Annotated in this window: 10 protein-coding genes; 7 read left to right on the forward strand and 3 right to left on the reverse strand. The window is 43.0% G+C overall.

Features of this window, described 5'->3' with window-relative positions; all coding sequences use genetic code 11:
- Positions 1-17 precede the first annotated feature (17 nt).
- A complete protein-coding gene (gene panC / locus C4S61_RS16125) occupies positions 18-866 on the reverse strand; it encodes a pantoate--beta-alanine ligase (RefSeq protein ID WP_103925835.1) in 849 nt (282 codons plus the stop codon).
- A 123-nt stretch (positions 867-989) separates the two neighbouring features.
- Here panC and C4S61_RS16130 point away from each other — a divergent pair, with 123 nt between their 5' ends.
- From C4S61_RS16130 to glmS, 3 genes are all read left to right on the forward strand, one after another.
- Entirely contained in the window at positions 990-1,802 is an 813-nt protein-coding gene (locus tag C4S61_RS16130; RefSeq protein WP_103925836.1) for a glycogen/starch synthase, read from the forward strand.
- A complete protein-coding gene (locus C4S61_RS16135) occupies positions 1,762-3,156 on the forward strand; it encodes a DUF4270 family protein (protein WP_103925837.1) in 1,395 nt (464 codons plus the stop codon). The genes C4S61_RS16130 and C4S61_RS16135 overlap by 41 nt, the downstream gene beginning before the upstream one ends.
- A gap of 123 nt (positions 3,157-3,279) precedes the next feature.
- The gene (gene glmS, locus C4S61_RS16140; protein ID WP_103925838.1) at positions 3,280-5,121 is read left to right on the forward strand and encodes a glutamine--fructose-6-phosphate transaminase (isomerizing); all 1,842 of its coding nucleotides are present in this window, start codon (positions 3,280-3,282) and stop codon (positions 5,119-5,121) included.
- 21 nt (positions 5,122-5,142) lie between these two features.
- On the opposite strand, the gene C4S61_RS16145 is transcribed toward glmS, so the two are convergent.
- Positions 5,143-5,376 (reverse strand): Kazal-type serine protease inhibitor family protein, encoded by a 234-nt coding sequence (locus C4S61_RS16145; RefSeq protein ID WP_103925839.1) that lies wholly within the window; start codon positions 5,374-5,376, stop codon positions 5,143-5,145.
- A 112-nt stretch (positions 5,377-5,488) separates the two neighbouring features.
- Here C4S61_RS16145 and prfA point away from each other — a divergent pair, with 112 nt between their 5' ends.
- Together prfA and C4S61_RS16155 are read left to right on the forward strand one after the other, a co-directional pair.
- Positions 5,489-6,562 (forward strand): peptide chain release factor 1, encoded by a 1,074-nt coding sequence (prfA, locus tag C4S61_RS16150; protein ID WP_103925840.1) that lies wholly within the window; start codon positions 5,489-5,491, stop codon positions 6,560-6,562.
- 82 nt (positions 6,563-6,644) lie between these two features.
- Positions 6,645-7,169 carry a GNAT family N-acetyltransferase gene (locus C4S61_RS16155; RefSeq protein WP_103925841.1) on the forward strand — a complete coding sequence of 175 codons (525 nt, stop codon included), beginning with the start codon at positions 6,645-6,647 and terminating at the stop codon, positions 7,167-7,169.
- A 31-nt stretch (positions 7,170-7,200) separates the two neighbouring features.
- Here C4S61_RS16155 and C4S61_RS16160 read toward each other — a convergent pair whose 3' ends face one another.
- Positions 7,201-10,011, reverse strand: a complete 2,811-nt coding sequence (locus tag C4S61_RS16160) for a YCF48-related protein (RefSeq protein ID WP_103925842.1) — start codon at positions 10,009-10,011, stop codon at positions 7,201-7,203.
- A 256-nt stretch (positions 10,012-10,267) separates the two neighbouring features.
- Here C4S61_RS16160 and C4S61_RS16165 point away from each other — a divergent pair, with 256 nt between their 5' ends.
- Together C4S61_RS16165 and C4S61_RS16170 are read left to right on the forward strand one after the other, a co-directional pair.
- Complete coding sequence (locus C4S61_RS16165; protein WP_103925868.1) at positions 10,268-10,921, forward strand: Tll0287-like domain-containing protein; 654 nt, start codon at positions 10,268-10,270, stop codon at positions 10,919-10,921.
- Between the two features lie 272 nt (positions 10,922-11,193).
- Positions 11,194-14,364: a SusC/RagA family TonB-linked outer membrane protein gene (locus C4S61_RS16170; RefSeq protein ID WP_103925843.1), complete on the forward strand. Its 3,171-nt coding sequence runs from the start codon at positions 11,194-11,196 to the stop codon at positions 14,362-14,364.
- Positions 14,365-14,368 lie beyond the last annotated feature (4 nt).

The raw sequence follows: 14,368 nt of genomic DNA on the forward strand, positions 1-14,368 counted from the left end.
GTTTTTCGGCCGCAAAATTAAGAAATTATCGGCATGTTGTCTATCAAACGGATCTCTCCGATAAAAGCTGAAATGCAGACAGAAGATTTTTGGCTGGAGTCGAAGGAAGAGTAAGTTTCAAACGAATCGGGGTGAATCAATTCAAAATACTCCAATTTGGCTACATGCTCATGCTCAAATTCTGATTCAATTTGGCGCTGAATTTCCAGCCAGTTTTTCCCTGAAAATAGTTCGGCTTTTGCTTTTTCCAAGCTGTGAAATAGAATTAGGGCTTTTTGCCGTTCCTCTTGATTAAGTCTCAAATTACGAGAGGACATCGCCAATCCGTCAGATTCTCTTTTCGTAGGAACTACTTCCAGTTTCAGGTCAAATGATAAATCATCTACCAGTCGCTTAATAACAGCGACTTGCTGAAGATCTTTTTGTCCAAAAAAAGCAACTTGGGGTCGGATAAGGTGAAAAAGCTTGGACACCACGATACCGACACCATTGAAATGACCCGGGCGGAACTCGCCTTCGAGCACGTGCTCTAAATCTCCAAAGTCAAATTTCAGCTTGGAGGGAAAAGGATACATGACTTTTTCCGTCGGCAAAAAGACATAATCCACTCCGGCCTGCTCCAATTTTTCAAGATCCTGATCTAGGGTTTTGGGGTATTTCTGAAAGTCCTCCGGATTGTTGAATTGGGTCGGGTTGACAAAAATCGAAACGACGGTCACCTCGCAGGTGGAGCGGGATTTTTTTACCAAATCCAAGTGTCCATCATGCAGCGCTCCCATGGTGGGGACGAGTCCGATTTGCTGATTAGTTCGAAGGTGATTGAGCCATAGGGGGTTCCATTCGGCCTGATTGTGGATTAGCTTCATGCGTAGGTATGATATCGGCTAATTGGCGCAAAACTAGATTAATATCCAGAATTACAATGCATATAGGCTTTTTTTATTTACCTTTGTGCCGTTGTTTATCACGTTCATTAAAATCCCTTTAATATGTCCAAATTACGTATCCTCTACGTTGCCAGTGAAATCAACCCCTTCTTACAAACTTCAGAAGTAGCCAATTTCTTACGATCCCTTCCTCAAGCTATGCAAGAGCGTGGAATGGAAATCCGCATTTTGGTGCCGAAGTTTGGGTTGATCAATGAGCGCAAAAACAGACTCCATGAGGTCGTAAGATTGTCAGGAATTAATATAGCCGTAGGTGAAGAAGAAAAGCCGCTGATTATTAAAGTGGCCTCCATTCCCAATGCCAAGCTTCAGGTTTATTTCATCGACAATGAGGATTATTTTCAGCGAAAGCATGTGTTTCATGATAAGCAGCAGAAATTCTACGAGGACAATGACGAGCGCGCAATATTCTTTTGCAAGGGAGTCATCGAGACTGTCAAAAAGCTCGGTTGGGCCCCGGACATCGTGCATTGTAACGATTGGATGACTTCCCTCATTCCGATGTACCTTAAAACTACTTACAAAAACGAGCCACTTTTTAAGGATACTAAAACGGTGTTTGCGATCTATAACAATGGATTTTCGCATACCTTTGGCGACGATTTGTTAAACAAGGTTAAGATGGTGGATATCGATGACACTATTTTGGCATCTTTGAAAAGCAAAGACTTCGCAGGCTTCATCAAGATCGGAATGGAATATGCCGATCTAGTGGTAAAAGGCAGCGGAATGTCAGCAGAATTAAACCAACTCATCGAGGATTTCTCAAAAGACAAACAGTTTGAAATTAGTATCGAAGAAGAGCAGCAAGCTCATGACGAGCTTTTCGGCATCTATAATAGCCTCGCTGGGTAAACTGGCAATTACCGCATTACTTTCCATTCTTCTTTTTAGTTCGTGCAGCGACCCGGCTTCGGTGGGGCTCGAATTGGCGCCTGGAAATAACCAAATCGGTGTATTTTACAGGGATTTCAACCTGGATGCGCAAGTAGTACTCTTGGATTCGTTTAATACCACTAATTCTACGGTTTTACTGGCAGGGCATGAAACAGATGGTTTTTTTGGTGTGACTGAGGCCGTAGCTCATTCGAGAATGTTCTTCGATGTAACAGTTGACAGACCTCGAAATGACGCAATTTTAGATTCCGCCTTTTTTGATCTGGACGTGGTGAGTGTTAACGGATCTAATTTGGACCAACCAAAAAAGTACGCTATTTACCAATTATCAGAACAAATTCTGGATACGGTTTACTACAATTTTGATCGATTGGCTTTTATGGAGAGCCCTATATCAAGTGGAGAAGTTTTATTCGGTGATGTTAAGGATACGACATTGAGATTTCCGTTGGAAGCTGATTTTTCGGATGAGATGTTTGTGAAAATTCGAAGCTCAAGGGATTTTCTTAACTTATTTGAGTTTAGGGAATATTTCCCAGGGTTTGTCTTAAAAGCAACTGCAGGAGACAATACAACAATAGGAATTGAGCCAGGATCGAATACAAAAATGTCCTTTTTCTATCATTACGAAGGTGATACCACTCCTTCTTCCTATGTGATAACGTGTAATTTTAGTCGCAGATTTAATGGAATTAACTCTGACAGATCGGGTACACCTACGTCAATCGTTTCTGAAAGAGGCAAATTTTACGATGTAGGTAATATTATAGGGATGAAAGCCGGGTTGGCGATGGCAATAAAAATTGATACTAGTCCAATGGATGAATTTCTCGATACCTTGTCGGGCATCACTTTCAATCAGGTTAATTTACGCTTGGGTCCGATAGAAAGTCAGGAAGAAGATAATAATCCGATTTCTTCTATGGTTTTGAAATTTCTTGATTTGAATAATAAAGTAATAAAAAGTACCGTTCCCCCGAATAACAATTTGCATGTTATTACAGACGGTCAGCCACAGGTAATTCAGGATCAAACCGGAAACCAGGTTCCCAATAATTTATTTGCTGCTTCTTCTTTTCTAGAGTACAATTCCGAAACAAAAGAATATTTGGCGAAGATTACCTCTTACACCAATGCTGTTTTTAGAAGTCAGATTCAAAGGCGAAATTGGCTATTGTTTGCTGATTCACCCGGTTCATTCTCTGATGGAGGCTTGAATAATAACAATTCGGACTTAGCAAGATCGTTAAGACAATTCAAGTTGGATAAGAATAAAATAAAGGTTGAAGTGATTTATTCAAAATCCAGGTAATACAAACGATTTCGAATAAGTACTGATAATCCACTCCTTCTTTTTAAGGAAGTGGATTATTTTTTTTGGCACGAAAGCTGTTTCTTTGTGGAAGTTTAAACCAACTTTTAAGAATTTTTCAATATGTGTGGAATTGTCGCGTATGTAGGGCACCAAGAAGCTTTGCCCATTATCCTCAAAGGTCTCAAAAGACTTGAATACCGTGGATATGACTCTGCCGGGGTGGCCCTTTTGGACCAAAATGGTCTGAGTATTTATAAGAAAAAGGGAAAAGTATCCGAGCTGGAAAAGCACCTGAATTCAAATGGGGAGGTAAAATCCAAAATTGGAATCGGTCATACACGTTGGGCAACCCATGGTGAACCCAACGACGTAAATGCCCACCCCCATTATTCCGCATCCGAAAAGTTTGCAATGATCCACAATGGCATCATCGAAAACTATGAGGTTTTAAAGCAAGACTTGCTTCAAAAAGGATACACGTTCGACAGTGAAACGGATACAGAGGTGTTTGTAAAATTCATTGAAGATATCTACGAACACGACCATTGCACTTTAGAGGAGGCACTTCGCCTTGCTTTGCATAAAGTTGTGGGGGCTTATGCCATTGTCTTGATCAACAAAGAAGAGCCAAACACACTCATCGCAGCAAGGAAAGGTTCCCCATTGGTAATAGGCGTGGGAGAGGAAGAGTACTTTCTTGCTTCTGATGCCACCCCGATCATTGAGTACACCAATAAAGTGGTCTATTTGGACGACTTTGAAATAGCGGTCATCCGAGATGGGAAACTACAGGTGAAAACTATCGAAAATGTAGAAACCAGTCCTTACATCAATCAGCTCGAAATGGAGTTGGAAGCAATTGAAAAAGGCGGCTACGATCACTTCATGCTTAAAGAGATCTACGAGCAACCTAAGTCGATTGCCGACTGTCTCAGAGGCCGTTTGGATGCGAAATCCGGTCGGTTGGTCTTAGGAGGTCTTCGTGATTACATGAATAAATTCCAAAATGCAGAGCGTATTATTATCACCGCATGCGGGACTTCATGGCATGCAGGATTGGTAGCCGAATATCTTTTTGAGGACTTTGCCAGAGTCCCTGTAGAGGTGGAATATGCTTCCGAGTTTCGGTACAGAAATCCGGTGATCAGCGAAAAAGATTTCGTAATCGCCATTTCACAGTCCGGTGAAACGGCAGATACATTAGCTGCTATCGAACTGGCAAAATCGAAAGGGGCCACAATCTTCGGAGTTTGTAACGTCGTGGGTTCATCCATTCCCCGAGCTACACATGCAGGATCCTATACGCATGCCGGACCGGAAATCGGAGTAGCCTCCACCAAAGCCTTCACCGCGCAGATCTCAGTATTGGCGATGATGGCCCTTAAATTAGGTTATCAAAGAGGTACTATGCCGGAGAATCGATACATCCAGCTATTGAATGAACTGGAGGCGATTCCGGCAAAAGTGGAGCGGGCATTGAAGACGAATGAACTGATCAAGTACATTGCATCAGAATACAAGGATGTGAGAAATGCCCTGTATCTGGGTCGTGGGTATAATTTTCCGGTGGCATTGGAAGGTGCATTAAAGCTTAAAGAAATCTCCTACATCCACGCCGAAGGGTATCCTGCTGCAGAGATGAAGCATGGTCCGATTGCTTTGATTGATGAGGAAATGCCGGTAATATTCATCGCCACTCAGGATAGTTCCTACGAAAAAGTGGTGAGTAATATTCAGGAAGTAAAAGCCAGAAAAGGTAAAGTAATCGCTGTCGTGACAGAAGGCGACACGCAAGTAAAAGCCATGGCTGACCATGTGATCGAAATTCCTGCAGTGGATGAGGCATTTGTGCCTTTGGTAGCAGTAGTTCCTCTGCAATTGCTGTCCTATCACATCGCAGTGATGAGAGGCTGTAATGTGGATCAGCCAAGAAACTTGGCCAAATCCGTAACGGTCGAATAAATCAAGAGACTGGCAGCAATGTCAGTCTTTTTTGCTACAGGCTCCTGATGTCCAGGATTTAAGCCCCGATCGGTCTGCAGCGCAGGCATTCCCGTAGGTATTGCCATCACATCCGCAAACCGGATTGTAATCCATCGTACAGGGTCCTGATGTGATCCGTTCAGGATCTATGCAATTTGTCATAGGTCTTTCTTCTTCACAGTGTGAAAGCATAAAAAGAGAACCAAAAAAGAAAATAACAGGTAGTTTTCTCATGCTTTCAAGACGGATTTTTCGATTTAAGCGCTACAACTTAGGTGTGTGAGTTGACAAAATTTTAAACTGCCCAGCCGATAAATTCCTTACTTTTGCGCAGCGATTAAAACCCATGCTGGACAAATTACAAGCCCTTAAAGACCGATTTGAAGAAGTAGGTCAACTGATCATCATGCCGGACTCGATGTCTGACATGAGCAAGTACACTAAGCTCTCCAAGGAATACAAAGACCTGGAAAAAATCGTCATAGCCTACGATGAGTACAAGCTGGTGCTTCAGAATATCGACAGCTCCAAAGAAATTTTGGATAAGGAGAGGGATCCGGAGTTTCGAGAAATGGCCAAAGCTGAACTTGACTACCTTCGAGAACGGAAGGAAACGCTGGAAGAGGAGGTGAAGCAGCTATTGATCCCTAAAGACCCAAATGATTCCAAAAATTGTATCCTCGAAATCCGGGGAGGAACAGGTGGAGACGAGGCTTCAATTTTTGCGGGAGATTTGTTTCGGATGTATGAGCGGTTCTGCGAAATGCAGGGTTGGAAGCTTACCGTCCTTGACTTAACCTTTGGATCAGCTGGCGGTTACAAGGAAATCATTGCTACGGTGTCCGGGGCAGACGTGTACGGGATGCTGAAATATGAATCGGGAGTTCATCGGGTACAACGAGTCCCAGCTACCGAATCCCAAGGGAGAGTGCATACTTCTGCTGCATCTGTGGCAGTTTTACCCGAAATGGATGAAGTTGAGGTCCACTTGGACATGAATGAAATCCGAAAAGACACCTACTGCTCTTCCGGACCCGGTGGACAATCCGTAAATACGACTTATTCTGCAGTACGATTGACACACCTTCCATCCGGCTTGGTAGTGACCTGTCAGGATGAAAAGTCACAGATTAAAAACTTTGAAAAAGCGCTCCAGGTATTGAGATCCAGGCTTTATGAAATAGAGCTTACCAAACAAAACGATGCTGTGGGTGCACAACGTAGATCCATGGTAGGCAGTGGCGACCGATCTGACAAGATCAGGACCTATAACTATTCCCAATCCCGTGTCACTGACCACAGAATCAATAAAACCGTCTACAATCTTCCCGAAGTGATGGACGGGCATATTGAAGAATTCATCTCAGCCCTGAGATTGGCTGAAAATCTCGAAAAAATGAAAGCCGGTGGAATCGAGTAAGTGGAATGGACTTTGAAGGATTGATTTAAGGAGGTATATTGAACAAACAAAAAACCAGCGGAAGAATAACCTAAGTACTTTTATGATAATAACCGGAGAAAAAGAAGTAAGCCTAGTCACTTGGAATGACTCCCATTTTCATGCTCTCTATCCGCTGGCAAATAATCCAAAAATCGCAATGAATTTGCGGGATAGTTATCCTCAGCCATATACCATTCATGATGCAAGACATTGGATAGAACATAATCAAAAGTTCAATCCACCACAGAATTTTGCCATTGAATACAAAGGCAAACTTGCGGGGTCAATCGGTGCAGAACGGGGGAAAGATGAGCTCCGTACCAACATGGAATTGGGTTTTTGGGTCGGTGAGCCCTTTTGGGGTAAAGGAATCGCTTCAGAAGCGGTGAAGCTATACACCGATTACATTTTTGAGAAATTCGATATTCAAAGACTTTTCGCTCAAGTCTACGAATTCAACGGAGAATCTATGAATGTCCTGGAAAAAGCAGGTTATATCCCTGAAGCCATACTGAAAAAGGCCTTTATCAAAAGAGGTAAAGTGGGAGATATATTCCAATATGTTAAGATTAGAGACGAGGAGTAATCTTCGTCTTTTTTCTTTGTTACTTCGAAAATCACCTCACCAGCACTTTCTCGGTCACTGCCCCGTTTTTCCCTTGAAGCTGAATCAAAAGTATTCCCCTTGGAAGTCCGTTTAGGAAAATTTCAGTCTCGCCGATCTTGATATTTTGACTTTCAACCAACTGACCCAAAGGATTAAAAACCAGTAGGGTTGACCAATTGTCCAGATTTTCAGAGGTTATGGTCAGGGTTCCGAAGCCGGGATTTGGGTAAATTTTCAAACCAAGATTGGTTTTGGGTTCCAGAGCTGTGATTATGTTGACATTTACTGAAAGGCTCTGTTTTGGGCCAAATCCACATTCGTTTTGAGCTTCCACGCTGAGTCCGAAATCACCCTCTTCTTCCCAATTAACGAGAACTCTGTGGCTTCCCTGCCCGGAGATGATCTTTCCTCCATCAGAAACCGTCCAGCGATAATCTAATTCGGATAGTTCTGCTATTTCATAGTATTGCTCGCCAAGCGCTACTTGACCTTCTCCCAGAATTTCTGAAGGCTGATCAGGAGCTGCCGAGATTCGTACAGACTTTTGAATAGGTTCTGAGGTTCCGCAGCGATTTTCCTGAGTTACTAAGATAAGTTGATCACCACTTTGCTTCCATTTGATGTCGATTTCACTTGATCCCTGACCGGAAATAATTTCACCTCCAGTGACCGTCCAGGTGTAGGCGGTTCCTTCGACGTTTGGCAATGAATAAGTTCCTGTACTTTCTACACATCCAATTCCTTCGCCTGAAACAAGCAGGTCACTCGGAGGCAAGGAAAGGACAATCACTTCCAAAGCAGAAGTTTCCCCATTTCCACAAAAATTTGATCGACTAACCAAAACAGCATTCCTGCCAGGAGCGGTCCATTTCACTTCAATTTGATTGGTCCCTTGACCCGATATAATTTCACCTCCATCCACTCTCCAGATAATCTCTGAACCGGGAGAAGGCATTTCCGAGATAGCGTAAGTTTCATTGGAAATGCAGGATTGCGAATTCCCGGAGATTTCTCCCAAAGACCCTAAAGGAGGAATGCAATTGTAAGTGATGATCGAGCCGTCCTCTCCTACAAAATAGGCCTTCGAATCGGTACCCACGCTAACACCGGAGAAATTTCGCAAGGTTCCGGTTTCTGGCTGAATCCAAGTTTCTCCACCGTCAAGTGTCACCATTGCCTGTCCTTCATCTCCGGCGATAAACCCGACATTTTTACCGAAAAAGTCAATGGAATTCAGATTTTTCAAGGTGCCTGATTCGATGACTCGCCAAGTTTTAGCTTGATCATCGGTTTTTAAAATAGTCCCGGCATTTCCAACCGCGATGGCACTGGTGGTATCCAGTTTTACCAAAGCATTCAGATTTTCGGTGGTCACGGAAGGTAAAGTTTCCCACTCATTTCCTCCAGCACTCCAACTGATTTGACCATTTTCCCCTATGGCAAATCCAATTACAGAATTAAAGAAAGTGATGTCTTTTAGATTTTTTGTAGTATTAGTTTTAATCGATTGATCCCAGGTGGCTCCGGAGTCGGATGATCGTGTGATGTAGCCGGAGTTTCCCACGGCGTAGACTACCGATGGAGCAAAGAGATAAAATCCGGTAAGGGTTCGATTCACCGGTAAAGGCACAGGAACCCATGCACTTCCTGAATTACCGGTTCGATAGACTTTACCTTCGGGAGCACTCGCATAGCCGAAGGATGTATTCCAAAAATCCAGGGTCTGAATGAGAAGAGCTTCGGGAATAGGGCGGCTAATCACCGTGGTGGCACCATTGGTAGTGACAAAAAATGCTCCCTTCTCTCCTCCTATAAAGCCTGTATTTAGGTTTTTGAAGTCCACCGAAGTGAAGTTATTTCGGATGCCTGCAAATTTCTGACTCCAATTGGCACCTGAATTTGCGGAGTTCAGCAAGTAGCCATCCTGTCCGATTGCCGAAGCAAATGCCAGATTAGGTTTGAATGCTATATTTTTGATGCTTCGGGTATTGGTAGCCCCTAAGTTTGGATAAGTGAATGTCGTGCCCGAATTCCCGCTTCTTACGACAGTCGCAGTATCGCCTACTGCTACTACTATCCGGATGTCCACAGGGCTGATGGCCACCTTTCTAAGTGTCCTTCCGGTGTTGATTACCAATTCTGTCCAAGTCTCTCCTCCATCTGTGGTTTTGAGATAGGTTCCATTTTTACCGACCGCATAACCAATCATTTCACTGGAAAATGCAATTCCAAAGAGGTCTTTATTTCCTGCAATAGTTACGGACTGCCAAGTACTGCCTTTATCAAATGACTTTAGGATTCGCCCATTGGCAGCTGCTACAAATGCCGTGTTTTCATTGATAAAAGTGATGTCATTAAGATCCAGGTTAGTTCCGCTGGAGACTTTTGTCCAGGTGGCTCCGGAATTGAACGATTGCAGAATTTCTCCGTTTTGGCCAATTGCCACAAGTTGCGTTGCCGAAGTTTTGGCTACGCTGGTGAGGGTATTTTGGGTGCCTGAATTTCGCTTTATCCAATTATTTCCAAAATCCGAACTGGTATAGATTGTCCCTTTTTCGCCCACCGCTACTCCGTTGCCATCACTTAAAAATGCCACATCGAGCAACCGGGCATCAACTTCCACCAAGACCTCATTCCAGGTTACCCCTCCGTCACTTGTCCGAATGATCAGATTCTCACCCACTGCCACTCCATCGGTTTCGCTTATCCAAACGATGGATTCTAAGTCCAAGCCCCAACTTTGCATTCGAGTCCAGGTTTGAGACCAGGAATCTGTAGTAATCAGGAGGATAAAAAAGAGCACAAGTATGAGTTTTCTCATTGCATAGATTATAAAAACATCCTTAAGATGGCAACTTGATCAAATCTTTGATTCATTAAGTATATCACAAACAGTTTTAAGTTAATCAAGTGTCTTGAACAGTAATTGAAGAATGGTTGATAAATTTAAAGTATAATTCAGATAATTATAATTTCGGGCAATCAGTAAGCCCAAAAACGGGATGATCAGAAGTCAAGCGTCTATCGGTAGCTAGGTTCCGGATAGTTTGTTTGATAGTTGAGAAAAAAATATGGATATGAAAAAAATAGTCGTTTTGGCCAATGCTGCCCTGTTATTGTATTCCTGTGGTCCTCAGGAGCGGGTTTCTAAAGAAACATTTGAAGCAGTCAATCAATCCATGGAAGTAAAACGCCTAACAGAAGTTGAGATCTTGAATGAAGCGATGCTATGGGGTGATTCTATTTCGACAGAGGCTCAAAATCAGTTGATAACCAGGCTCCAAAATGCAGTGGCCGAAAAGGGGGTACCCGGTGCAATAGAATTTTGCAATATTCAAGCCCTGCCAATTCTCAAGGAAGTAAGTCAAAAACATGGTGTAGAAATTCGCCGCGCTTCGAATCGCTATCGCAATCCCGCTGACCAACCTACTGAGGAAGAAAAGCCCCTCTTGGAGGCTTACGAATTTAATGCTGAGAATGGAAGCAAAAGTGATCCTAACATTCAAAAGTTCGAAAATGGTGAAGTCTTTCTTTATACGAAGGCTATTGTGATTCCCGGGGGCTTCTGCCTCAGTTGCCATGGGGAACCGGGGAAGGAGATCAATGAAGAGACCCTTAAAAAACTAGCTGAGCTCTATCCCCAAGATCAGGCCAAAGGCCATCAGGTGGGAGACCTCCGGGGTATGTGGTCAATCAGGATTCCAAAAAAGGAGGTAGTAAAAAGGCTGTAAGTTTTTACTTTGAGGAATTTTTTTTAGAAATCTGAAGTGTTAAATAATTTTTTTCAAATTTTGCCTAAAAGAAGAATAATTTAATTTTTCTAAGATTATTTTAAATTAACTTAATAATAGTTCTCAGAATTGACTTAAAACCCACCATGCCATTCATAGAAACAGCAGAATACAGTCAGTTTTAAGTTGTAAACAGTTAGATTTTTAGGTAAAATATATTGGAAATTGACATATCTATTCAATTGATAATTTTCATTAACCCAAAATTGCCTATGAAAATCTCTACCCCTGCCAGACTCTTAAGTCTGACATTTTTGATGTGCCTATTTTATTTAGGTACTGCACAGGCCCAGACCAAGGAGGTGTCTGGCGTTGTTATATCCGGCGAGGATAATCTTCCCCTTCCGGGAGTCTCGATCCTTGTAAAAGGAACCACTTCTGGTACTGTTACAGATGTTGACGGGAAATTTAAAATTTCCGTTAGTTCTGATCAGTCAGTTTTAGTATTCTCTTTTATTGGATTCCAAACACAGGAAGTAGTTGTAGGAGCCCAAAGCGAACTCAGTATAACCCTCGGAGCCGATATGAAATCACTTGAGGAAGTGATTGTGGTGGGCTACGGCGAGCAAAAGAAGGAGACTATAACCGGTTCTGTTGCCACTGTCAAAGGTGGTGAATTGGCAAAATCACCTGCTGTCAACCTGTCAAATTCCATTGCAGGACGTATGCCTGGTGTGGTTGCAGTCAACAGAAGCGGTGAGCCTGGTTATGATGGTTCGGCCATCCGAATTCGGGGTTCCAACACTTTGGGTAACAACGATGCCTTGATTGTAATCGATGGAATTCCGGCACGTGCTGGAGGTATCGATCGATTGAATCCAAACGACATCGAAAGTATCTCAGTACTGAAGGATGCATCGGCCGCCATTTATGGATCACGAGCGGCAAATGGAGTAATTCTTGTCACTACAAAAAGAGGAAAAAGCGGTGCTCCGGAATTGACATTTCAGGTAAACCAAGGATGGGCACAGCCGACAGTCATTCCTGATTTGGCAAATGCAGCACAATATGCCGGCATGTTGAATGACCTTGACATCTATGCATTGCCTGTAAATGAGTGGGATGCGGCAAATCAAGCCTATAAGCAAAATGGAGAATATCTTCGTCCCAATGGTCAAATCCGAAATGCTCCTTACACGCCCGATGAGTTAGAACTTTATCGGAACGGCTCTGATCCTTGGTTTTATCCAAACACGGATTGGTATGGAGAAACCTTGAAAACCTGGTCTCCTCAGACCAGAATGAATGCCCAATTGGTTGGAGGCAATGACAATGTACGATACATGACTTCGATTGGTTATCAGGATCAGGATGGATATTACAAGCAATCCGCTACCGGATTCAAGCAGTATGACATCCGATTAAATCTGGATGCCAATGTGAATAAATACATTAAAGTAGGTGTTGGTATCCTTGCCCGTGAAGAGCAACGATTCTTCCCGACTCGTGGCGCCGGTGCAATCTTCCGAATGCAGATGAGAGGTAAGCCAAATCAGCCTGCTTTTTGGCCAAACGGTTTGCCAGGACCTGACATCGAAAACGGTGAAAATCCAGTCGTAATCACCACCAATCAAACCGGATATGACCGGGACACCCGAGATTACTTCCAGACCAACGGAACACTGGAAATTAAAATCCCAGGTATAGAAGGTTTAAAAATTGTAGGTACTGCTGCGGTGGATAAGACTATGCAATTTAACAAGCGTTGGGAGACTCCTTGGACCCTGTATCAGCTGGGTTCTGGATTTGAGGATGATGGTGTTACGCCAAAATTGGTGGCTTCCCGAAGAGGACCTGCTGATCCTAGACTTACCCAGGCGAATAACAATACACTGAATATCCTTTTGGGAACAGTGGCAACTTATGAGAAAAAATTTGCTGATAAGCATGCTCTGACTTTACTTGCCGGTTTCAATAAAGAAACGGTTGAGGGAAACAACTTCAATGCCTTCAGAAGATACTTTATTTCTTCCGCTATCGATCAAATGTTTGCCGGTGGTGATTTGGAGAAGAATAACGGTGGTGGAGCATTCGAAAGAGCCCGATTAAACTATTTCGGTAGAGTAGCCTACAATTATCAGGAAAAATATCTGGCAGAATTTCTTTGGAGATATGATGGATCTTATATTTTCCCTGAGAATAACCGTTACGGCTTTTTCCCGGGAATTATGCTGGGCTGGGTAGTTTCCGACGAAAACTTCTGGAAGAATAGCCTTGGAAAAACCTTCGATTTCTTCAAAATCAGAGGTTCTTGGGGTCAACTCGGAAATGATCAGATATTCTTTGGTGGAGCACTACAGGAATACCAATTCCTTTCCACTTATGGATTTAGCTCCTATATCGCCAATGGGACTGAAGTCAAAACGTTGTTTGAGACTCGAGTTCCTAACAACAACATCACTTGGGAAATTGCCAACAACTCCAATTTGGGTTTTGAAGGTCAATTTCTTCAAGGCAAAGTATTCTTCGAGTTTGATCTGTTTTACAACAAGAGAACGAACATTCTTTGGAGAAAAAATGCATCAGTACCGCAAAGTACTGGGTTGATCCTTCCCGCCGAAAACATCGGTGAGGTCGAAAATAAAGGCTTTGATATTAATCTGGGCTACCGTGGAAACATCGGGGATATGACGTTCTCAGTAGGAGTAAACGGGGGTTATGCCAAAAACAAAATCCTCTTCTGGGATGAAGCACCTGGAGCGCCCGAATGGCAACGGTCTACAGGAAAACCAATGAATACATTCTTGGTTTACCAATATGATGGTGTGTTTGCTACTCAGGAAGATATCAGCAACAATCCACTTGACTATCGCGCGATTACCAATAACCTACGTCCTGGTGATATGAAGTACAAGGACATTGACGGAGATGGCAAGATTACACCTGATGATCGAATCAGAATGGATAATAACGATATTCCACTCTTCCAGGGAGGTATGACTTTGAATATGGCTTTCAGAAATTTTGATCTGTCAGTTCTATTTCAAGGGGCAGCAGGCGCCAGACAATACGTAAGTGCAGGTGAATCCGGAAATATTGGAAACTACCTGTTGGAAATTCATGACAACAGATGGACGATCGACAACCCAAGTAGCGTTCACCCAAGAATAGCCAACAGAAGTGATCAATATTATTCGGGAGGCAATACCTATTGGTTTAGAAATACGGATTATATCCGATTGAAAAACCTGGAGTTTGGCTATAATTTTCCGGCTCACATTTCTGAAAAAGTGGGTGTGAGAAACCTCCGCATCTATGCAAATGGACTCAATTTATTGACTTGGGATAAGTTTGGAGCATATGATCCCGAGACCATCAGCTCTACAGGTCAGTATTATCCACAAGCAAGGGTGATCAGCACAGGTATAAATGTCACATTCTAACATT

The organism is Algoriphagus boritolerans DSM 17298 = JCM 18970 (assembly GCF_900108085.1).
Classification (GTDB): domain Bacteria; phylum Bacteroidota; class Bacteroidia; order Cytophagales; family Cyclobacteriaceae; genus Algoriphagus; species Algoriphagus boritolerans.